This window comes from Streptomyces sp. NPDC027189 (assembly GCF_055566975.1).
On the sequence record NZ_JBVHRI010000003.1, the window covers coordinates 606,683 to 626,522 of the forward strand.

Here is a 19,840-nt window from a genome sequence, read left to right on the forward strand (position 1 = left end):
GATCTCTCCGGGCGCCCCCTTCGTCGTACGGATCGTCGTACTTCGTCGTACGGATCGTCGTACGGAATCGCTCTACAGACGGACCTCGACCGTGCCCGCGGCACGGTCGTGCAGGCCGCGGCCGTCGCGGTCCCAGATCAGGGCCGGGAGGCAGAGGAACAGCAGGACCGTACGCAGCAGGGCGCGCAGCGGGTTGACGCGACCGGTGTCCAGGGACACCACCCGCAGGCCGAGGAGCCGCTTCCCGGGGGTGAAGCCCAGCGAGCCGACCGTCAGGATGATCAGCACGAAGAGGATGAGCGGCGCCCAGACCTGGGCCGCCCGGGTATAGCTGTCCGCGAGAAGCCCGTATGCGATCAACAGGCACAGGCCCCAGTCGACCGCGAGGGCGCCAATCCGGCGCCCCGGGCGGGCGATCGAGCCCGGTCCGTGCTCCGGCAGACCGAGCTGCTCGCCCCGGTATCCGAAGTCGACACCGGCTTCCTCCGCGGCCGCGCGGGGTCCGGAGAGCCACGATCCGATTGCTTGCCTGTTGTCCACCCGTCCACGGTACTGCGCCCGTTTTGGCATGCGGACAGGAGGGGCCGGACCGGCCCAGGTCGGTTAACTTGGGCGAAACAAATGGGTCACGCTTGAGAAATCCCCCGTCCCTATGGTCGGCTCCAGCGTGTGCCACCGCACTGGCCGCACGAACGAACTACCACCCCGGTCCACTGTGGGCGGGAGTAGGAGGAGCTGGATGTTCCAGAACGCCGACGAGGCCAAGAAGTTCATCGCGGACGAGGACGTCAAGTTCATCGACGTCCGCTTCTGCGACCTGCCGGGTGTGATGCAGCACTTCACGGTGCCGGCGGAGGCCTTCGACCCGGCCGAGGAGCTGGCGTTCGACGGCTCCTCGATCCGCGGCTTCCAGGCCATCCACGAGTCCGACATGGCGCTCCGCGCCGACCTGTCCACCGCGCGCGTCGACCCCTTCCGCCGCGACAAGACGGTCAACATCAACTTCTTCATCCACGACCCGATCACGGGCGAGCAGTACTCCCGTGACCCGCGCAACGTGGCCAAGAAGGCCGAGGCCTACCTCGCGTCGACCGGCATCGCCGACACCGCGTACTTCGGTCCCGAGGCCGAGTTCTACGTCTTCGACAGCGTGCGCTTCGAGACCAAGTCGAACGAGGCCTTCTACCACGTCGACTCCGAGGCCGGCGCCTGGAACACCGGTGCCCTCGAGGACAACCGTGGTTACAAGGTCCGCTACAAGGGCGGCTACTTCCCGACCCCGCCGGTCGACCACTTCGCCGACCTGCGTGCGGAGATCTCCCTGGAGCTGGCCGGCTCCGGCCTCCAGGTCGAGCGCCAGCACCACGAGGTGGGCACCGCCGGCCAGGCCGAGATCAACTACAAGTTCAACACGCTGCTCGCCGCGGCCGACGACCTCCAGCTCTTCAAGTACATCGTGAAGAACGTCGCCTGGCGCAACGGCAAGACCGCGACCTTCATGCCGAAGCCGATCTTCGGCGACAACGGCTCGGGCATGCACGTCCACCAGTCGCTGTGGGCCAACGGCGACCCGCTGTTCTACGACGAGGCCGGTTACGCGGGCCTCTCGGACACCGCCCGCTTCTACATCGGCGGCATCCTCAAGCACGCTCCGTCGCTGCTGGCCTTCACCAACCCGACGGTGAACTCCTACCACCGCCTGGTGCCGGGCTTCGAGGCGCCGATCAACCTGGTGTACTCGCAGCGCAACCGCTCCGCGGCCATGCGCATCCCGATCACGGGCTCGAACCCGAAGGCCAAGCGTGTCGAGTTCCGCGCGCCCGACTCCTCCGGCAACCCGTACCTCGCCTTCTCGGCCCTCCTCCTCGCGGGCCTCGACGGCATCAAGAACAAGATCGAGCCGGCCGAGCCGATCGACAAGGACCTGTACGAGCTGGCTCCCGAGGAGCACGCCGGCGTGGCGCAGGTTCCGACCTCCCTCCCGGCCGTCCTCGACTCCCTCGAGGCTGACCACGAGTTCCTCCTCCAGGGTGACGTCTTCACGTCCGACCTGATCGAGACGTGGATCGACTACAAGCGCACCAACGAGATCGCCCCGCTGCAGCTGCGTCCGCACCCGCACGAGTTCGAGCTGTACTACGACGTGTAAGTCGTCGTTTCGGTACGGAGCCCCGTCATCGCCTTCGGGTGGTGGCGGGGTTCCGTCGTTGTGCGCCCGTGCTGTGTGCCTCTGCTGTGGGCCCATGGTGTGCTCCGCATAAATAAGTGGCTCTTGACAGGGGAGTTCTTTGCCCGTCGCGGGGCCGTTCGGGGCCTGTTCATGGGGGAGCGCGGGCGCACAATGGAAAGCGGGACGAGTGCCTGAGTGCGGGGTGATGCATGATGCAGAGCCGGTTCCGGAGCGATCGGCAGCTGACCGTGCGGATGACGGTCACGATGTTTCTGCTCGGATTGCTGTACGTGGCCTTCATCGCCGCGTTGATCGCGTTGATGAAGTCCTGGGTGCTGGTCGTGGTGATCGCCGCGGCGTTTCTCGGGGCGCAGTACTGGTTCTCGGACCGGATCGCGCTGTTCGCGATGCGCGGGCGGATCGTGGAGCGGGAGGAGTATCCGCAGCTGCACGGGGTCGTCGACCGGCTGTGTGCCGTCGCCGACATGCCGAAGCCGCTCATCGCCGTCTCCGATATGGACATGCCCAACGCCTTCGCGACCGGGCGGAACGCCGATCATGCCGTGCTCTGTGTGACCACAGGGCTGCTGCGGCGACTTGAGCCCGACGAGCTCGAAGGTGTGCTGGCGCACGAGCTGTCGCATGTGGCGCACAAGGACGTCGCGGTGATCACGATCGCGTCCTTCCTCGGGGTGATCGCCGGGCTGATCGTCAGGTTCGCCTTCTACTCGCAGCTCCTGGGCGGCGGACGGAGGGATCAGAACACGGCCCTCGTGTTCATGGCCGTCATGACGGTCTCCGCGGCCGTGTACGCGATCAGTTTCCTGCTCATCCGGGCGCTGTCCCGGTATCGCGAGCTCGCCGCCGACCGGGCCGCGGCCCTGCTCACCGGGCGGCCCTCGGCACTGGCGTCCGCGCTGACCAAGGTCACCGGGGACATCGGGCGGATTCCGACCAAGGACCTGCGGACGGCGCAGGCGTTCAACGCCTTCTACTTCACGCCCGCCCTCGGCGCCGAGCCGGGCATCGCCAAGCTGTTCTCCACCCACCCGAGCCTGGAGAAGCGGCTTGAACAACTGGCCCGCATCTCCGCCGAGCTGGGCGAAGCGGCGCCCCCCGGAAGCGCCGTCTGACTCCCCCGGAAAGGCCATCTGCATGGGGTTCCTGGACATCCTGCTCGGCCGCACCAAGGCCGTCGCGCCCGATCTCGACCAGCTCTTCGGGCTGCCGTCGGCGGCCGTGACCCTGCAGGCGGCCGCCGGGTTCACACCGACCGGGACGGGCGCGGTGTGCTTCGCGTCCGTTGAGGGCGCGGCCTTCGCCGAGGCGCACCAGGAGGTGCAGGCGCTGCTCGACGCGGACGCCGAGCGGCATGGGCCGCCGGTGGAGCTCACCCGGGACGAGTACGGGTACTCGTGGCTGGTCTCACGGCGGGAGCCCGACGATCTGCCCGCCCTGGTGAGCGATCTGCACGCGGTGAACAGCGCGCTGGAGAGCAGCGGCTTCGGGCCGCAGCTGCTCTGTTCCGTCGCCGCCTTCGAGCACACCGAGCGGCAGCGGCGGCTCGGGCTCGTCTATCTGTACAAGCGCGGGACCTTCTATCCCTTCGCGCCGCTGGCCGGTGATGGCCAGCGGCGCGACAACGCGCTGGAGCTGCAGGTCAAGGCGGCGCTCGCCGACGACCTGCGGATCGAGCAGGACCTCGGCCGCTGGTTCCCGATCTGGGGCGCGCCCGGTCTGTGAGCCGGTGACCGGAGGTTACTGGCCCTGTTCGCGCGCCTGGCGGCGGGACTCCAGGGGGCGCTCGCGGCGGTAGCGGCGCTCCCACTTCGCCTGCCGGTCACGGCGGTCGCGGTATGCCTTGTACGACGCGGGCGTGGCCGCCGACGGGGATCCCGAGGCGGATCCGCCGCTCGACGAGGACGCCGAGGACGAGCCCCGCCCGTACTGCATGTACATGAAGAGCACGGCGACCGCGGCGAGCCACCAGATGTGATTGCCGAATCCCAAGACGACCAGGACAACGGTCCCGGAAATGATGATGGTGCCCATGACGGGCCTCCGTGGGCGTGGGTGATGACTGGGTGGTGTCCGATGTGTCCGACGGGGCGCTGGGGGTGGGCGGCCGCCAGTCGGTGCGTAGAGAGTAGCTCTGACTCCGCCGAGTGATGCCTGTCCGGCGGAAAGCGGTGGTGAGCGGCTCCGTAACGCATGTCCAGCGTAGGGAAACGGTCACTCCGCGTGCATCTCCTTTTTCTCGCGACCTGTCGGACGGGCGAGCGAGCGGCCTGCCGGACGGTCGAGCGAGCGTCCAGGCGGGCGGGCGGGCGAGCGGACGGGCGGGCGAGCGGCCGGGCGGGCGAAGATGGCCGCATGAGTAAATGAGGGGTGCTTTCTCCCTTCACGTACGACCACGACGGTGAACGACTGAGCTGCGTAGGCGGCGGCGGTGGCGACGGTGATCGAGAACCGGCCACCGCCGTTCTGCTGCACGGCGCGGGCAACGGAAGCAAGGAGCGACTGCTCCCGCTGCTGGAGGAGTTCGTCGCACAGGGCTGCCGGGGTCTCGCCCTCGACTTCTCCGGGCACGGCGAAAGCTCCGGCGAGCTGCGGGAGTTGAGCCTTCAGCGGCGTTTCGAGCAGGCCGTCGCCGTCATCGACGCGACGGTTCCGGCGAACGGTCCGCTGATCCTCGTCGGGTTCAGCATGAGCGGCCAGACGGTGGCCGATCTCGCGGGACACTACGGGGAGCGGGTGGCGGCGCTCGGACTGTGCGCACCCGCGGTGTACGGCGCGGAGGCGTGGCCGGTTCCGTTCGGGGACGGCGACGGCCGCTTCAGCGAGATCATCCGTGCGCCGGACAACTGGCACCGCGCCCCGGCGCTCGACATCCTGCGCGCGTACGCGGGCCGCGCGGTGCTCGCCGTGCCGGGCACGGACACGGTGATCCCGCCCGCGGTGACCGAGGCCGTGGCGGAGGCGCTCGCGGGCAACGCCCAGTTCACACGGCTCGAACTGCCCGACGCCGAGCACATGTTGGGCCTCTGGTTCCGCGACCACGCCGAGGACCGGCAGCGGTTCGTGGACCTCGTCCTCACCGGGCTCGGGGACCAGGGATGGACGGCGACCCGGACCTGGGTGGCCAAGCGGCTTCCGGACGGCAGGACCGTACGGGAGTCCACGCCCCTGCGCGGCGGCTGGACCTCCCAGATGCGCCGGCTCACCCTCGACGACGGCACCGGCCTGGTCCAGCGGTCCTTCGTCAAGCCCTTCTACCGGCGGCACGCGCCGGGGCTGCTGACCCGCGAGGCGTCCGTCCTCACTCTGCTCGCCGCCCACGACGGCGTGCCCGCGCCCGAGCTGTACGCCGTCGACGCCACCGCGGAACACTGCGACCACCCCACGCTGTTGATGTCCTCGCTGCCAGGCACGGTCCGGCTCGACGAGGAGGATCTGGAGCGGCGCCTCGACCTGCTGGCGCGTCAACTCGTCGGCATCCACGGGGTGGTTCCCGCCGAGCGTCCGCGCCCCTACCAGCCGTGGACGTCACCCGAGCGCGTCCGTACGCCCGCGGGTGCGCCGTGGGACCGGGCCGTCGACGTGATCCGGCGCGAGCCGCCCTCGTACGAAGGGTGCTTCCTGCACCGGGACTTCCACCCCGGGAACGTGCTGTTCACCGGTGCGAGCCACACCCTGCGGATCAGCGGGGTCGTCGACTGGGTGGAGACCTCCTGGGGCCCGGCCGACCTCGACGTCGCCCACTGCTCCACGGCCCTCGCCCTGCTGTACGGGGAGGCGTACGGGCTGGGCTTCCGCGAGCGGTACGAGGCACACGGCGGACGCCGACTGGCCGACGGCGCCGACCACTTGTACTGGCGGCTGCTGGACGCGCTGGCCTACTCCCCCGACGCCGAGAAGGTCGCCGTACCCTGGCGCGAGCTGGGGCGCACGGATCTGACGCCGGAGGTGCTGGGCGGGCGGCTCGGCGCGTATGTGGCGGGGCTGCTGGAGCTGTACGGCTGACGGGAGCTGCCGGTGTGCGGCGGACGGGAGCTGCTCGGGCACGGCTGACGGGAGCTGTCCGTGTGCGGCGGACGGGAGCTGCTCGGGCGCGGCTGACGACGGCCGTACGGGTACGGGGACGGCCGCGGTCAGACGCCCGGCGCCGCCTGGACCACTCCCGCCACCACGGCCGCACCGAGTGCCGCGTGGTCGGCGAGGTTCTGGTCCGCGTAGCGCAGCGCGAAGTCCGCGACGGCGCGGTCGAAGGCGTCGGAGCCGCCGAGGTACCCGGCGATCGCCATGCGGTCGCCGGAGCGGGCGTGGGCGCGGGCCAGCGCGCTGCCGCACAGAACGGCGTAGTTCTGAAGCCGTCGGGGGCTCATGCCCGCGACGTCCACGGAGCCCTTCATGTCGCGCAGCTGACGCCAGTAGAACGCCCGTCCCTCCGGCCCGGTCATCCAGCCGAGGAAAATGTCGCTCGCTGCCTGCAGCAACTGCTGACCGGCGACGACGCGATGCCCCGGATGGACGTACACACCGCTGGGCAGATGCTCTTCGAGTACGGACTTCCCGGCCTCCTTGATCTGCAGGAACAGCGGATCCTCCGCGTCCCGCCCGGCGAGCAGCACGATGAAGCAGCGGGTGCCGACGCTGCCGACGCCGACGACCTTGCGGGCGGCGTCGACGAAGCGGTAGCGGTCGAGGAGGAGGCGGCGCTCCTCGGAGAGCGTGGAGCGGTAGTCGCTGAAGATCTTGCGGAGCGAGGCCATGTCGGGGACTCCGGCCGGTTCCAGCAGGGGCGGGTCGTGGACGATGCGGGGGCGTCCGTCGACGGTCCGGGTGAGTTTGCCGAGCGCGTGCAGGCTGGTGCGGCGGCGGGCGCGGGAGAGGGTCGACTCGACCTGCTTGCCGCGGCGGGCGGAGCGGACGAGCGGGAGCAGCTGGTCGGCGTCGATGCGGTCGTACCAGACGGCCAGTTCGCCGCGCACGGCGAGCCGCCGGATGCCCGTGCGGTACCCGCCGGCCGCGGCCTGGGCGGCGCGGCGGACCTGCTCCTCGGCGTGCCCGTTCTCACGGGCCGCGACCGCGACGCTGGCCGCGAGCCGTTTGACGTCCCACTCGAAGGGACCCGGAAACGTCTCGTCGAAGTCGTTGAGGTCGAAGAGCAGGGCGCGTTCCGGGGAGGCGTACAGGCCGAAGTTCAGCAGGTGCGCGTCGCCGCACAGCTGCACCATGAGTCCGGTGTGCGGCTGGGCCGCCAGGTCGGCGGCCATGACGGCGGCGGCGCCGCGCAGAAACGCGAACGGCGACGCCGTCATCCGCCCGTACCGGATCGGCAGCAGCTCCTGGAGCCGGTCCCTGCCCTGCCGTTCGAGTACGGCGACGGGATCGGGGCGCCCGGCGGCGGGGATCCAGTCGGCGTGCGAGGAACGGGGAGCGCGTTTGCGGGCCGCCTTGCCCTGGGCGGCACGGTCCGCCGGGGTGGCCGTGGTGCCGTTCTGGACCACGGCCGTCAGTTCCGCACGGCTCGGGCGACGTCGGCGGTGACGTCGCCGGAGAGGGTGCGGGTGCTGCGGGCGGTGGCGTCCTTGGAGGCGCCCGCCGCGACGTCGCTCACCGTGACGACGACCGTGTCGAGGAGGTTGCCGCCCTTGTCGCGGAAGTCGACCTGGACGGCGTACGACTTCTCCGAGGAGGCGGAGTTGGTGACGGTCACCCTGGTGGTGGAGCGCCCGCCGGAGTCGGTGGTGACGTGGCTGTCGAGCTTCACATCACCCTTGGCGTTCACGCCGTTCTTGAACTCGTCGAACTTCCGGCCGGCCTCGGCGGTCGCGGAGGCCAGCGCCTCGCCGGCCGCGGACGCGGCGGACGCGGCTTTGGAGACGGTGCTCGCGGGGGTGTTGTCGTCCGAGCAGCCGGTCAGGGGCGCGGCCAGGGCCGTCGTCGCGGCCGCCGCCAGGATCAGCCCTCGTATGCCGTGCCTGCCGTGCCTCTGCATGGGATCTCCCGACGTGCTCCTCGTTCGTTCTCCTCCGGAATCCGCGCGCCGCGGTGGTCTCAGTCAAGGCTGTGAGCAGGGCGTACGCATGCCGGGTACGGCGAACGGGTGAGTCGCGCCCACTATCGGTCGCGTGTTCGAGAGGATGAGGACCACTGGACATCGCGGGACCGGCTGGAGGCGGAGTGGGCGGGAAGCAGCGGCACATCGGGGTGGCGGAACGGCGGGCCCGGCTCGCGCTGCGGCAGCGGCTCGCGGTCACCGCCCGGGCGGCGCGTCCCGAGGACGTCGCGGGGGCACTGGTCGCGCTGCACGGCACCGATCCGGCGACGGTGTACCTGGCGGTGGGCGCGCGGCTGGCGGATGCCGGGAAGACCGTGGCGGAGGTCGAGCGGGCGCTGTACGAGGACCGGACCCTCGTCCGGATGCACGGCATGCGGCACACCGTGTTCGTGTTCCCGACCAAGCTGGCCGCCGTGGTGCACGCCTCGACCGGGCTCGCCATCGCCGCGAAGGCCCGGGCCGGGCTGATCAAGGACATGACCACCGGCAGCGACGGGCGGCTGACCGAGGAGTGGCTGGCGGAGGTCGAGGCGTCCGCTCTCGCCGCGCTGGCCCGGCGCGGGCAGGCCACGGTGAACGAACTCACCCGGGACGAACCGCGGTTGAAGGAACAGTTCACCTACGGCGCGGGCAGGAGCTACGAGAGTCCGCACACCGTGTCGTCCCGGCTGATGCGGGTCCTCGGCGTCGAGGGCCGGGTGGTGCGGGGGCGGCCGATGGGGTCGTGGACGTCCAGCCAGTTCCGCTGGGCGGTCGCCCCGCCGCATCCCGAGCTGCCCGCCGCCGAGGCGCAGTGCGAGCTGCTGCGGCGTTGGCTCGCGGTGTGCGGCCCTGCCAGCGAGGCGGATCTGAAGTGGTGGACCGGGTGGAAGGTGACGGAGGTGCGGCGGGCGCTGGCCGCTGCCGGGGCAGTGGCCGTGTCGCTCGACGACGGGGTCACCGGGTACGTGGCGGACGGCGATCTCGAACCGGTCGCCGGACCTTCCTCTCCCTGGGCCGCGCTGCTGCCCGCGCTCGATCCGACGGCCATGGGGTGGCAGGAACGGGACTGGTATCTCGCACCGTCGCTGCGTGCGGCCCTCTTCGACCGCAGCGGGAATGTCGGGCCGACGGTGTGGTGGGACGGGCGGGTGGTCGGAGGCTGGGCTCAGCGGGCCGACGGTGAGGTGGTGTGGCGGCTGCTGGACCCGGAGGGGCTCGGGCGGGACGCCCGCGACGCCGTCTCCTCGGAGGCGGCGCGGTTGCAGGCGTGGCTGGGGACGACCCGGGTGACCCCCCGCTTCCGGACACCGCTGGAGCGGGAGCTGTCGTCGGGGTGAGCCTTTTTCGCCCCCTCCGCCCCTACCCTCCCCCACTCTCGGCTTCGCTCGAGCGGGGGGACCCCCATCGTCCCTGGGGGCTGCCGCCCCCAGACCCCCGCTAAAAGACTGCGCAGTTCCCCGCGCCCCTTTCAGGGGCGCGGGGAACTGCGCGACAAGCCCCCACCGTCCCGCAGTCAAAAGGCAAATGCGGGACGGGTAGGGGCGGAGGGGGCGAAATACCGGCTCCGGCGCCCGCCCCTACCGCTCAGCGCGAGTACCTCATCAGCGCCCGGACCATGTGGCAGGTGGTGTCCGACGGCGGGTGAACGCCGATGAGTTCCGCGGTGCTGCGTATCTTCTCGTTGCGGGCCTGGTTCGGCATGTAGAGACCGGAGTCGAGCAGAGCGATCGCAAGGCGCATCGCCTTGAGCCGACGATTGTGCGTGACGTACCACTCGCGGGGACGCCCCGGCGGCAGCGGGCGCTTCTCCACGGGCTCGTACGGCAGGTCCAGCAGGACCGCCCTCTTGGACGTGGACTGAGTGGGCAGCGGCTTCAGTGCGGCAGCGGGCACAGGCATCCTCCTGTCGCGGTCAGGGAACCGTCCGGACCCCCCGGCGGCACCCTCGAACACTGCTCCTATTCTACCGCCGACCACTGACAAAAGCCGCTGGCCACAAGGGCTTTGGGGGTGCCGTGACACCAGTGGAAGAGGGTGTCTCACGTAATGTGTGCGGCATGGAGATCTGGATCAACCCCGCCTGTTCGAAGTGCCGTAGCGCCCTGAGCCTGCTCGACGCGGAGGGCGCCGACTACACGGTGCGCCGTTACCTGGAGGACGTACCGACCGAGGACGAGATCCGTGGCGTACTCGATCGCCTCGGACTCGAACCGTGGGACATCGCACGGACCCAGGAAGCCGTCGCCAAGGAGCTGGGTCTCAAGGAGTGGGCCCGGGACGCCGGTTCGCGGGACCGGTGGATCACGGCGCTGTCCGAGCACCCCAAGCTCATCCAGCGGCCGATCATCACCGCGGACGACGGGACGGCGGTCGTGGGGCGCACCGATGAGGCGGTACGGGACGCCTTGTCCCGTTAGGCGCACGGGGCGTCCCGGAGTTCCCCACCGGAGTCGGCAACTCCCTTGTGATCCACGCCACTTCAGTGACTCCTGTGACTATTGAGTAACCCCGTTCGGCATCTCGTACATAGCGACGTACCGCTCCCCCGCACCCAGGAGGCGCGCATGTCGCGTAGGAGAACTCTCAGCACCAAGAAGAAGCTCGCACTGCTGGTCAGCGCCGCGGCCGTGGCCGGAGGCGGGGCATTCGCCCTCGCCGCCACCTCGAACGCAGCGTCGGTGCAGAACGCGCAGACCTCGACGGTCTGCAAGGGCCTTGCCACCGCGCTCGGCAACAATCAGAAATTCATCGACGGCCAACGGGCCAACCCCGACGCGCAGTCGGCGGCCCGGATCGCCAACCGCGAGGCCGTCATCGCACAGATCAAGGTCCAGCAGGAGGCATCGGGCTGCACGGTCGGGGAGTCGGCTCAGGACTCCCAGGCCGGCACGCAGCCCGCGCAGTCGGCTCCGGCGGCATCGGCTCCGGCCCAGTCCGCGCCCGCGCAGAGCGCACCCGCGGACAACGCCGGTGGCGGCGCCGCCACCGGTCAGCAGGTCTGTGCCGGTTCGACCGTCACGCTCTCCGGTGAGGGCGGCGCCCCGGCGGCGTCCAGCAACCAGTTCCCGGCCGGGACGAAGCTCAAGGTCACGAACCTGGACAACAACAAGTCCACGACCGTGGAGGTCACCTCGGTGTCCGGCAGCTGCGTCCTGCTGAACAACGCGGCGTTCGAACAGGTCCGGGAGCCCGGCAAGTTCCTGATCCGCAAGGCCCGTATCGAGAAGGTGGGGTGACAGCCGGCAGTCCGGCACACCCGTCGTCGGCCCTGTTGCTCTCCGCCGGGAGCAACAGGGCCGACGTGTGAGAACTCGCCCATATCGCGCTCACTCTCATCGCATACGAGCCGTCGCTCGGCAGGAGCGGCGGGACCCACGGGATCGGCCCGGCCGCCGGTCGCGGTCGCGAACACTCTCGGGCGGACGCCCCCTTCGGGAAGGGGCGGGTGAGAACGCGCACACACAGCCCAGGTAACACGGGGTTCACATGCGGGCAATGATCGGGAAATCGCCTGTTGACAGGCTGCCGGGCATCCCCAGCGGCGCCCCAGTGCCGCAGCGCCGCAGCACCCGCAAGTGCTACTGAAGACCCACCCCGAAGGATGTGGCCCGTGACCTTCAAGGCTGAGTACATCTGGATCGACGGCACCGAGCCGACGGCCAAGCTCCGTTCCAAGACGAAGATACTGGCCGACGACGCCAAGGGTGCCGAGCTGCCGATCTGGGGCTTCGACGGGTCCTCCACGAACCAGGCCGAGGGTCACGCCTCGGACCGCGTACTCAAGCCGGTCGCCACCTTCCCGGACCCGATCCGCGGCGGCGACGACGTGCTCGTCATGTGCGAGGTCCTGAACATCGACATGACGCCGCACGAGTCCAACACGCGTGCCGCGCTGGCCGAGGTCGCGGCGAGGTTCACCGCGCAGGAGCCGATCTTCGGCATCGAGCAGGAGTACACCTTCTTCGACGGGGAGCGTCCGCTCGGCTTCCCCGTCGGCGGCTTCCCGGCCCCGCAGGGCGGCTACTACTGCGGTGTCGGCGCGGACGAGATCTTCGGCCGTGACGTCGTCGAGGCGCACCTGGACAACTGCCTCAAGGCGGGTCTGGGCCTCTCCGGCATCAACGCCGAGGTCATGCCCGGTCAGTGGGAGTTCCAGGTCGGCCCGCTGGCGCCGCTGGAGGTCGCCGACCAGCTGTGGGTGGCCCGCTGGCTGCTCTACCGCACCGCCGAGGACTTCGGTGTCTCCGCGACGCTGGACCCGAAGCCGGTGAAGGGCGACTGGAACGGCGCGGGCGCGCACACCAACTTCTCCACCAAGGCGATGCGCGAAGGCTACGACGCGATCATCACCGCGTGCGAGTCGCTGGGCGAGGGCTCCAAGCCGATGGACCACGTCAAGAACTACGGCGCCGGCATCGACGACCGCCTGACCGGTCTGCACGAGACCGCCCCGTGGAACGAGTACTCGTACGGCGTCTCCAACCGCGGCGCCTCGGTCCGTATCCCGTGGCAGGTCGAGAAGGACGGCAAGGGCTACATCGAGGACCGCCGCCCCAACGCCAACGTCGACCCGTACGTGGTGACGCGTCTGCTCGTCGACACCTGCTGCACCGCCCTGGAGAAGGCCGGCCAGGTCTGACCCGTCCCGCTTGAGGCAGAGGGCGTCCACCGTCGCGGTGGGCGCCCTCTCGCGTTGTCAGTGGGGCGTGCCATGGTGTGCCCATGGAGACCGACGAGTCCCTCGCCATCAAGGTCGAGACGGAGAACTGGCAGACGCACGCGCGGATTTCGGCTGCGCGGCTGCGGACGCTCGTGGAGCGGATCGGGGGCGCCGGTGACCGCTATCTGGTCGTTCAACGGATACCGGATATTCCAGATGTCTTCGCGCAGGTGTGGCACGAGGAGGGCGGGGACTACCGGCTGGAGCACCGGCTCGACCAGGACGAGTTCTTCGGTACGAACCTCACGGACCCCGCCCGGGTGGCGGACCTCCTGACGGGCTGGGCGCGGCAGGAGGCCGGCTGGGGCGCGGGCGTCGCGTGGGAGCCGATCGACCTGGGGCCCCGGGAGGAGGTTCCCGAACTGCCGGACGAGGTGCGGCAGAAGGTCGAGGGGCGCGTGCGGACGCGGCTGCGCTGCGGCTACGACAGCCGGAAGGTGCTGGCCGAGATCGCCGAGGACTATCTGATCGATGGCGACGACCGGCCGGTGTCGCGTGCTCAGGCCTCGCGGCTGGTGGACCGGTTGTGGCTGGACCGGCTGGCCGAGCAGGAGACCTGGGAGGGCGTCACCGATCCGGAGCGGATCACGCGCGCCTTCGAGGCGCTGGAGGCGAGCGGCATCACGGCCCGGGAGAACTTCACGTGCTGCCGGGGGTGCGGCCTGGCGGAGATAGGCGCGGAGCGGGCGGACGCGCGCGGCTTCGTCTTCTTCCACCAGCAGGTCACGGAGCACGCCGCCGACGGGTACGGACTCGGCCTCCACTACGGCGGGTTCGACGCATCGGCGAAGACCACGACGGCCGTCGGACACGAGATCGTCACCGCGCTCACCGCCGCCGGGCTGTCCACGGAGTGGGACGGGAATCCGGACAAGGCGATCGAGGTCACCTCCCTGACCTGGCACAAACGGCTGGTGGGGTGAGGTATTCAACGTCAAGTTCACGCCAAGGAGGTGTCCGACCCGTGAGAGGAGTCTCCTGCCCGTCTCCGGCTTCTGCTTCAATGGAGCCATGGCCAGCTTTCAGAAGTACACCGCGACGGGTCGCCATGACCTCGAGCCCTTCTGGCCTTCCCGTCAGCACCACGACTTCGACCGGGTGTGTTGCCGCGCGATGAACGCGCCGGCCCTCTAAAGCCGTACACCCCGGCCTTCGGCCAGCGCGCACGACGTACGTCCTCGACGGCCCCGACCACGAACTCGCGGTCGTCGACCTTCCCGACGAACTCCTCGCGCGAAAGAGCTGACCTCTCATGGCGACCACTCGTTCCTTCTCCTCCGTCGCGACCGCTCCTGCCCCGTCCGCCGCACCGTCCCGGCATCGACTGCGTGCCGTCGACCGGGACGAGGTGGTGGATGTCGCCGACTTCCTGCCGCCGGGTGCCACCTGGCTGCCCGCTCCTCAGCACGCTCTGCCCGTACTGCCGGGGCAGCCGCCGATGATCGGCTACCTGGTCCTCGTACCGGCCGACCAGCAGTCCGTGCTGCCGGTCGCCCTGCCTGACCGGCCCGAGCCGTCGGCGGCCGCCGACGGTGGCGACCCGCTCGTGCGCATCGACGCGGTGCAGCGCACCGCCGAGGTCGACGGCCGGCCGCTCGACCTCACGTATCTGGAGTTCGAGCTGCTCGCGCATCTCGTCGCACACCCGAACCGGGTGCACACCCGCGACCAACTGGTCACCACGGTGTGGGGCTACGGGCACGTGGGCGACGGGCGGACCGTCGACGTGCACGTGGCTCGGCTGCGGCGCAAGCTCGGGGCACAGCACCGGCAGGCGATCCAGACCGTGCGGCGGGTCGGGTACAAGTACGCGCCGCCGACGGGGCGTTGACCGTGCGCCGCGGCTGAGAGCCTCTCGCGGCGGATCTTCTGTCAGCAGATTGCGGTTCCGTCCGGTGGGACGCCCGTGCAGAGTCGTCGTATGACACGGAGACTTCTGATGCTGGGCGGTACGGAGTTCGTGGGGCGGGCGGTCGTGGAGGCGGCGCTCGGCCGCGGCTGGGACGTGACCGTCTTCCACCGGGGACGACACGAACCCCCGCCCGGGGTGCGGTCGTTGCACGGTGACCGCACCGCGCCCGACGGGCTCACGGCGCTGGCCGAAGGTGAGTGGGATGTCGTCGTCGACACCTGGTCGGCGGCGCCGCGGGCCGTCCGGGACACGGCGCGGCTGCTGGCCGGCCGCGTTTCTCACTACGTGTATGTGTCGAGCTGTTCCGTGTACGCGTGGGCGCCGGCCGCCGGATACGCCGAGGACGCGCCCCTCGTGGAGGGGGCGGCCGCGGATGCGGAGCAGACCGACTACGCGCGCGACAAGCGGGGCGGGGAGCTGGCCGTGCTCGACGCCTTCGGTGCGCAGGGGTCGCTGCTGGTGCGGTCCGGGTTGATCCTCGGGCCGTACGAGAACATCGGGCGGCTGCCGTGGTGGCTGAACCGGATCGCGCGGGGTGGTCCCGTGCTCGCGCCCGGGCCGCGCGATCTGCCGCTCCAGTACGTCGATGTCCGTGACCTCGCCGAGTGGGTTCTCGGGGCCGTGGAGGCGGGACTGGGCGGGGCGTACAACCTCGTCAGTCCGCGGGGGCACACGACGATGGGGGGTCTTCTCGACGCGTGCGTTCGGGCCACTGGAGCCCAGGTGGAGCTCCGGTGGACCGATCCCGATGTCGTGCTGGATGCCGGGATCGAGCCGTGGACTCAGCTGCCGGTGTGGGTGCCGCCCGGGAGCGATCTCCACGCCGCCCTCCACTCGGCGGATGTCTCCCGCGCGGTCGGCGCGGGGATCCGGTGCCGGCCTGTCTCCGAGACCGTCGCCGATACGTGGAGCTGGCTCCGGAGCCTGGGCGGGGTGGCGCCGCGGCGTCCCGATCGGCCCGCGGTGGGGCTGGACCCCGTGGTGGAGGCGCAGGTAATCGGGGCGTGAGCAGGGGTTTTCGCCCCCTCCGCCCCTGCCCGTCCCGATCCTGGGGCTCCGCCCCAGACCCCGTTCGCGCAGTTCCCCGCGCCCCTGAAAAGGGGCGCGGGGAACTGCGCAATCTTTTGGCGGGGGTCCGGGGGCGCAGCCCCCAGGGACGGGAATGGGCAGGGGCGGAGGCGGCGAAGAAACCCGCCCGCCGGCAGCCGGGGGTGTTGTTGGCACCACCCCCCGCCGGGGTGCCCAGCCCAGTGACCCGGGCAGGCGGGTCGGTGAGACTGAGGGGTATGGAGACGGAGAGAGGCGGGGTCCGGGGGCGCGGGCGGGAGGCGGTCGTGGCCGGGGTCCGGGGGCTCGGGGTCGCCGTGCTGGGGCTGGCCGGGTCGATCACCCTGTTCGTGCTGGCCGTCGTGTCGATCGCCCTCGTGCCGCTCGGCGCAGGGATCGTCACGACCCCCTGGGTGCTGAACGGTGTGCGGGCCTTCGCGAACGCGCGGCGGATCGTCGCCGCGCAGTGGTGCGGGGTGCGGATTCCCGCCGTGTACCGGCCGGTCCCCGAGGGGGCCAACCCCTGGACGCGGTGTTTCGGGATGCTCTCGGACCCGGCCACCTGGCGGGACCTGGGCTGGCTGCTGGTCGACATGACCGCCGGTTTCGTCACCGCGGTGCTGCCCGCCGCGCTGGTCTTCTACCCGGTGGAAGGATTCGCGCTCGCCCTGGGCCTGTGGCGGGTCTTCACGGACGGCACGTATGTCGGGTGGTGGTACGGCTTCGTCCCGGTCTCGGGGCAGGGATCCGCCCTCCTCGCGGGCGCCCTCGCGGCCGTACTCCTCGTCGGCGCCTACTACCTCTCCCCGGCCCTCCTGCGCCTGCACTTCCAGCTCACCCGCTCGGTGCTCGCCTCCGAGCAGGGCGTACTCGCCGAACGGGTACGCGTGCTGACCGAGACCCGGCGCGACGCGGTCGACACCTCGGCAGCAGAACTGCGGCGCATCGAACGGGACTTGCACGACGGCGCGCAGGCGCGGCTCGTCGCGATGGGCATGGATCTGGGGACCATCGAAGCGTTGATCGAGAAGAACCCGGCGAAGGCGAAGGAGCTGCTCGCCCAGGCCCGGCGGTCCTCCGCCGACGCGCTCACCGAACTGCGCGATCTCGTCCGGGGCATCCATCCGCCCGTGCTCGCCGAGCGTGGACTCGGCGATGCCGTACGGGCGTTGGCGCTGCGGCTGCCCCTCGCGACCGAGGTGGACGTCAGCCTCCACGGCCGAGCCGAGGCGCCCGTCGAGTCCGCCGCGTACTTCGCCGTCAGCGAGGTGCTGACCAATGCGGTCAAGCACTCCGGCGCCGACCGCGTCTGGGTCGATGTCCACCACGCGGACGGCATGCTGCGTGTCGCGGTCACCGACAACGGCAAGGGCGGCGCGCGGATCGGCGCGGGCTCGGGCCTGGCCGGAGTCGAGCGGCGACTCGGTACATTCGACGGCGTCCTGGCCGTCAGCAGCCCCGCGGGCGGTCCCACCATGGTCACCATGGAGATCCCTTGCGCGTTGTCCTAGCCGAAGACCTCTTCCTGCTGCGCGACGGACTGGTCCGGATGCTCCAGGCGTACGACTTCGAGATCGCCGCGGCCGTCGACAGCGGGCCCGAACTCAGCCGCGCGCTGGCCGAGTTGGAGCCGGACGTGGCCGTGGTCGACGTACGGCTGCCGCCCTCGCACACGGACGAGGGACTGCAGTGCGCGCTTCAGGCCCGGCGCGACCGGCCGGGGCTGCCGGTGCTCGTGCTGTCGCAGCACGTGGAGCAGTTGTACGCGCGGGAGCTGCTGGCCGACGGCACGGGCGGGGTCGGCTATCTGCTCAAGGACCGGGTGTTCGACGCGGAGCAGTTCATCGATGCCGTCCGACGGGTCGCGGCGGGCGGTACTGCGATGGACCCACAGGTCATCCAGCAGCTGCTGGCGCGACGCTCCACCGTCGACCAGCCGCTCGGGCGGCTCACCCCGCGCGAGCTGGAGGTGCTCGAACTGATGGCGCAGGGACGGTCGAACGCGGCGATCGCCGCCCAACTCGTGGTCACGGAGCGGGCGATCGCGAAGCACACCTCCAACATCTTCGCCAAGCTGGGCCTGGAGGTCTCGGACGACGACAACCGACGCGTCCTCGCGGTGCTCGCCTATTTGGATCAGGACGCTCGCTGAATATCAGTCAAAAAGCGCCGTCAAACCTGAATTGGAAGATCAACTCCCGGAGAAACGCGGGCTTCTGGGCCCATTGTGCCGGAATTGACCTCACGAACTTCTAAGATTTTCCGAGGTTTCTGAACACCTCACGCGCCCCGTGCGTATGGAATGGCGCCGCTTCACTCCTGTCGGGCGCCTCGATGCCCCCGCAAGGAAGTCAGAGGAGTTCCATGGGACGCAACATACGAAAACGCCGTTCGCCACTGGCCGTTCGCGCGGTTGCAGCGTCGGCAGCTCTCGCGATCGGCGGGGGCGGGCTGATCTGGGCGAATTTCTACGCCTCGGCACACGAGGAGAACAATTCTCCCAACACCACGAAGGCCGCCTCCGCCCAGGTCGCCACGATCAGCTGCCCCGACGTCGGGCAGAAACTCTCCGATGTGCCGAACCAGGCCCGCACGGAGGTCGACGGCGAGCTCGCCACGCTCGACCAGCAGATCACCGACGCGTACCAGCGCCTGGCCACCACGCGGGACGCGCAGGCCAGGGACGCCAGTTTCGTCCAGAACTCCGTGCTCGGACCGCTCAAGGACAGGCGCGCGGCGATCATCGACCGGATCCAGCTGGAGATCACCCGGGTCGGCGGCACCGCACCCGATTCGCTGGACGGTCTCGCCACCTGTACCGGGACCACCGCCGACCAGACGCAGACCAACGCGGGCGGCGGCTGGAACAACAACGGCGGCCAGAACAACGGCGGCGCCACGGCCAGCGCGGCCCCGAGCGCGTCGGCCAGTCAGCCGGCCGACAACGGCGGCCAGCAGAACGGCAACGGCGGTCAGCAGGCCGGCAATGGCGGTCAGGCCGGAAACGGTCCCGTCGCCGCCGACTTCGTGGACATCACGAAGGTCCAGCCGAATGTCGCCCAGAAAGCCCGGACCCGGGCCGGCGGCTCGTCCGGCACGTTCACGAGTTTGTGCGGTGTGAACGCCAACAAGAAGTTCAACACCGACAACGTGATCGTGGCGCCCGGCGTGACCAACGGCGCGCACCACCTGCACGACTACGTCGGCAACCAGTCGAACGACGCGTTCGCCAACAACGACACGTTCGCGGCGGCCCAGACCAGCTGCCAGAACCAGGGCGACAAGTCGTCGTACTACTGGCCGGTCGTCCGTATCCAGAACGGTACGCAGGACTTCGACCAGAACAACGACGGCGGCGGCAAGGAAGGCAACGTCGGCGCAATCCAGCAGGCCAAGCAGGCGCAGATCAAGTTCGTCGGTAACCCGAAGAGCAAGGTCGTCGCAATGCCGAAGTTCCTGCGGATCATCACCGGTGACGCGAAGACCACGACCAACGGCCTCGCGAACGCCAACGCCCACTGGAGCTGCACCGGCTTCGAGAACAAGGTGCAGCTGACGACGCAGTACCCGATCTGCCCCCAGGGCAGCAGCGTGGTGCGCACGTTCAAGTTCCAGAGCTGCTGGGACGGCCAGAACATCGACAGCGCGAACCACCGTACGCACGTGGCCTTCGCCGACGCCCAGGGCAACTGCGCCAACGGCTTCAAGGCGATCCCGCAGCTGACGATGCGCCTGGTGTACAACGTGCCGGCGCCGACCATCGAGAACGGGCAGGTCAAGAACGCCTACGCGGTGGACGGCTTCCCGGAGCAGCTCCACAAGCCCGCGACCGACCACGACGACTTCATCAATGTCTTCAGCGACAACCTGATGAACAAGGTGGTCAACTGCATCAACAACGGCCAGCGCTGCAAGTGACCCACTGAGAAGGCCGGTGGCGGGATC

Annotated in this window: 19 protein-coding genes; 14 read left to right on the forward strand and 5 right to left on the reverse strand. The window is 70.2% G+C overall.

The window, feature by feature from the left end; all coding sequences use genetic code 11:
• Positions 1 to 72: 72 nt before the first annotated feature.
• Positions 73 to 540 (reverse strand): RDD family protein, encoded by a 468-nt coding sequence (locus tag ACZ4RZ_RS10615; RefSeq protein WP_467743593.1) that lies wholly within the window; start codon positions 538 to 540, stop codon positions 73 to 75.
• Between the two features lie 199 nt (positions 541 to 739).
• On the opposite strand from ACZ4RZ_RS10615, the gene glnA reads away from it, so the two are divergent.
• The 3 genes from glnA (at position 740) to pspAB (ending at position 3,913) form a co-directional block, all read left to right on the forward strand.
• Entirely contained in the window at positions 740 to 2,149 is a 1,410-nt protein-coding gene (gene glnA / locus ACZ4RZ_RS10620) for a type I glutamate--ammonia ligase (protein ID WP_467743594.1), read from the forward strand.
• 233 nt (positions 2,150 to 2,382) lie between these two features.
• On the forward strand, positions 2,383 to 3,303 hold the full coding sequence (gene htpX / locus ACZ4RZ_RS10625) for a zinc metalloprotease HtpX (RefSeq protein WP_467743683.1): 921 nt from the start codon (positions 2,383 to 2,385) through the stop codon (positions 3,301 to 3,303).
• Positions 3,304 to 3,325: 22 nt separating this feature from the next.
• Complete coding sequence (pspAB, locus tag ACZ4RZ_RS10630; protein ID WP_467743595.1) at positions 3,326 to 3,913, forward strand: PspA-associated protein PspAB; 588 nt, start codon at positions 3,326 to 3,328, stop codon at positions 3,911 to 3,913.
• 15 nt (positions 3,914 to 3,928) lie between these two features.
• Here pspAB and ACZ4RZ_RS10635 read toward each other — a convergent pair whose 3' ends face one another.
• Positions 3,929 to 4,222, reverse strand: coding sequence for a hypothetical protein (locus ACZ4RZ_RS10635; RefSeq protein ID WP_467743596.1), 294 nt, complete (start codon positions 4,220 to 4,222; stop codon positions 3,929 to 3,931).
• Positions 4,223 to 4,558: 336 nt separating this feature from the next.
• Here ACZ4RZ_RS10635 and ACZ4RZ_RS10640 point away from each other — a divergent pair, with 336 nt between their 5' ends.
• Positions 4,559 to 6,193, forward strand: a complete 1,635-nt coding sequence (locus ACZ4RZ_RS10640) for an alpha/beta fold hydrolase (protein ID WP_467743597.1) — start codon at positions 4,559 to 4,561, stop codon at positions 6,191 to 6,193.
• 128 nt (positions 6,194 to 6,321) lie between these two features.
• Here ACZ4RZ_RS10640 and ACZ4RZ_RS10645 read toward each other — a convergent pair whose 3' ends face one another.
• Positions 6,322 to 7,680: a DUF2252 domain-containing protein gene (locus ACZ4RZ_RS10645; protein ID WP_467743598.1), complete on the reverse strand. Its 1,359-nt coding sequence runs from the start codon at positions 7,678 to 7,680 to the stop codon at positions 6,322 to 6,324.
• A 5-nt stretch (positions 7,681 to 7,685) separates the two neighbouring features.
• On the reverse strand, positions 7,686 to 8,171 hold the full coding sequence (locus ACZ4RZ_RS10650; protein WP_467743599.1) for a hypothetical protein: 486 nt from the start codon (positions 8,169 to 8,171) through the stop codon (positions 7,686 to 7,688).
• A 185-nt stretch (positions 8,172 to 8,356) separates the two neighbouring features.
• Here ACZ4RZ_RS10650 and ACZ4RZ_RS10655 point away from each other — a divergent pair, with 185 nt between their 5' ends.
• Positions 8,357 to 9,553: a winged helix DNA-binding domain-containing protein gene (locus ACZ4RZ_RS10655; protein WP_467743600.1), complete on the forward strand. Its 1,197-nt coding sequence runs from the start codon at positions 8,357 to 8,359 to the stop codon at positions 9,551 to 9,553.
• A gap of 247 nt (positions 9,554 to 9,800) precedes the next feature.
• On the opposite strand, the gene ACZ4RZ_RS10660 is transcribed toward ACZ4RZ_RS10655, so the two are convergent.
• Positions 9,801 to 10,109, reverse strand: a complete 309-nt coding sequence (locus tag ACZ4RZ_RS10660; RefSeq protein WP_467743601.1) for a hypothetical protein — start codon at positions 10,107 to 10,109, stop codon at positions 9,801 to 9,803.
• 164 nt (positions 10,110 to 10,273) lie between these two features.
• Here ACZ4RZ_RS10660 and ACZ4RZ_RS10665 point away from each other — a divergent pair, with 164 nt between their 5' ends.
• From ACZ4RZ_RS10665 to ACZ4RZ_RS10705, 9 genes are all read left to right on the forward strand, one after another.
• On the forward strand, positions 10,274 to 10,633 hold the full coding sequence (locus ACZ4RZ_RS10665; protein WP_467743602.1) for an arsenate reductase family protein: 360 nt from the start codon (positions 10,274 to 10,276) through the stop codon (positions 10,631 to 10,633).
• 147 nt (positions 10,634 to 10,780) lie between these two features.
• Positions 10,781 to 11,452: an RlpA-like double-psi beta-barrel domain-containing protein gene (locus tag ACZ4RZ_RS10670; protein WP_467743603.1), complete on the forward strand. Its 672-nt coding sequence runs from the start codon at positions 10,781 to 10,783 to the stop codon at positions 11,450 to 11,452.
• Between the two features lie 374 nt (positions 11,453 to 11,826).
• Positions 11,827 to 12,855 carry a glutamine synthetase gene (gene glnII / locus ACZ4RZ_RS10675; RefSeq protein WP_467743604.1) on the forward strand — a complete coding sequence of 343 codons (1,029 nt, stop codon included), beginning with the start codon at positions 11,827 to 11,829 and terminating at the stop codon, positions 12,853 to 12,855.
• Positions 12,856 to 12,938: 83 nt separating this feature from the next.
• Positions 12,939 to 13,859, forward strand: a complete 921-nt coding sequence (locus ACZ4RZ_RS10680; RefSeq protein WP_467743605.1) for a DUF6891 domain-containing protein — start codon at positions 12,939 to 12,941, stop codon at positions 13,857 to 13,859.
• Positions 13,860 to 14,188: 329 nt separating this feature from the next.
• A complete protein-coding gene (locus ACZ4RZ_RS10685; RefSeq protein WP_467743606.1) occupies positions 14,189 to 14,767 on the forward strand; it encodes a winged helix-turn-helix domain-containing protein in 579 nt (192 codons plus the stop codon).
• Positions 14,768 to 14,875: 108 nt separating this feature from the next.
• A complete protein-coding gene (locus ACZ4RZ_RS10690) occupies positions 14,876 to 15,856 on the forward strand; it encodes an SDR family oxidoreductase (RefSeq protein WP_467743684.1) in 981 nt (326 codons plus the stop codon).
• A gap of 278 nt (positions 15,857 to 16,134) precedes the next feature.
• Positions 16,135 to 17,406 (forward strand): sensor histidine kinase, encoded by a 1,272-nt coding sequence (locus ACZ4RZ_RS10695; RefSeq protein ID WP_467743607.1) that lies wholly within the window; start codon positions 16,135 to 16,137, stop codon positions 17,404 to 17,406.
• Complete coding sequence (locus ACZ4RZ_RS10700) at positions 17,391 to 18,047, forward strand: LuxR C-terminal-related transcriptional regulator (protein WP_467743608.1); 657 nt, start codon at positions 17,391 to 17,393, stop codon at positions 18,045 to 18,047. Before ACZ4RZ_RS10695 ends, ACZ4RZ_RS10700 begins: the two co-directional genes overlap by 16 nt.
• A 212-nt stretch (positions 18,048 to 18,259) precedes the next feature.
• Positions 18,260 to 19,813 carry a DUF1996 domain-containing protein gene (locus ACZ4RZ_RS10705; protein ID WP_467743609.1) on the forward strand — a complete coding sequence of 518 codons (1,554 nt, stop codon included), beginning with the start codon at positions 18,260 to 18,262 and terminating at the stop codon, positions 19,811 to 19,813.
• Positions 19,814 to 19,840 lie beyond the last annotated feature (27 nt).

Coding starts and splice junctions, on each gene's coding strand:
- glnA (WP_467743594.1), top strand. CDS start 740: ATGTTCCAGAACGCCGACGAGGCCAAGAAGTTCATCGCGGACGAGGAC.
- htpX (WP_467743683.1), top strand. CDS start 2,383: ATGCAGAGCCGGTTCCGGAGCGATCGGCAGCTGACCGTGCGGATGACG.
- pspAB (WP_467743595.1), top strand. CDS start 3,326: ATGGGGTTCCTGGACATCCTGCTCGGCCGCACCAAGGCCGTCGCGCCC.
- ACZ4RZ_RS10635 (WP_467743596.1), bottom strand. CDS start 4,222: ATGGGCACCATCATCATTTCCGGGACCGTTGTCCTGGTCGTCTTGGGA.
- ACZ4RZ_RS10650 (WP_467743599.1), bottom strand. CDS start 8,171: ATGCAGAGGCACGGCAGGCACGGCATACGAGGGCTGATCCTGGCGGCG.
- ACZ4RZ_RS10665 (WP_467743602.1), top strand. CDS start 10,274: ATGGAGATCTGGATCAACCCCGCCTGTTCGAAGTGCCGTAGCGCCCTG.
- ACZ4RZ_RS10670 (WP_467743603.1), top strand. CDS start 10,781: ATGTCGCGTAGGAGAACTCTCAGCACCAAGAAGAAGCTCGCACTGCTG.
- ACZ4RZ_RS10680 (WP_467743605.1), top strand. CDS start 12,939: ATGGAGACCGACGAGTCCCTCGCCATCAAGGTCGAGACGGAGAACTGG.
- ACZ4RZ_RS10685 (WP_467743606.1), top strand. CDS start 14,189: ATGGCGACCACTCGTTCCTTCTCCTCCGTCGCGACCGCTCCTGCCCCG.
- ACZ4RZ_RS10690 (WP_467743684.1), top strand. CDS start 14,876: ATGCTGGGCGGTACGGAGTTCGTGGGGCGGGCGGTCGTGGAGGCGGCG.
- ACZ4RZ_RS10695 (WP_467743607.1), top strand. CDS start 16,135: ATGGAGACGGAGAGAGGCGGGGTCCGGGGGCGCGGGCGGGAGGCGGTC.
- ACZ4RZ_RS10705 (WP_467743609.1), top strand. CDS start 18,260: ATGGGACGCAACATACGAAAACGCCGTTCGCCACTGGCCGTTCGCGCG.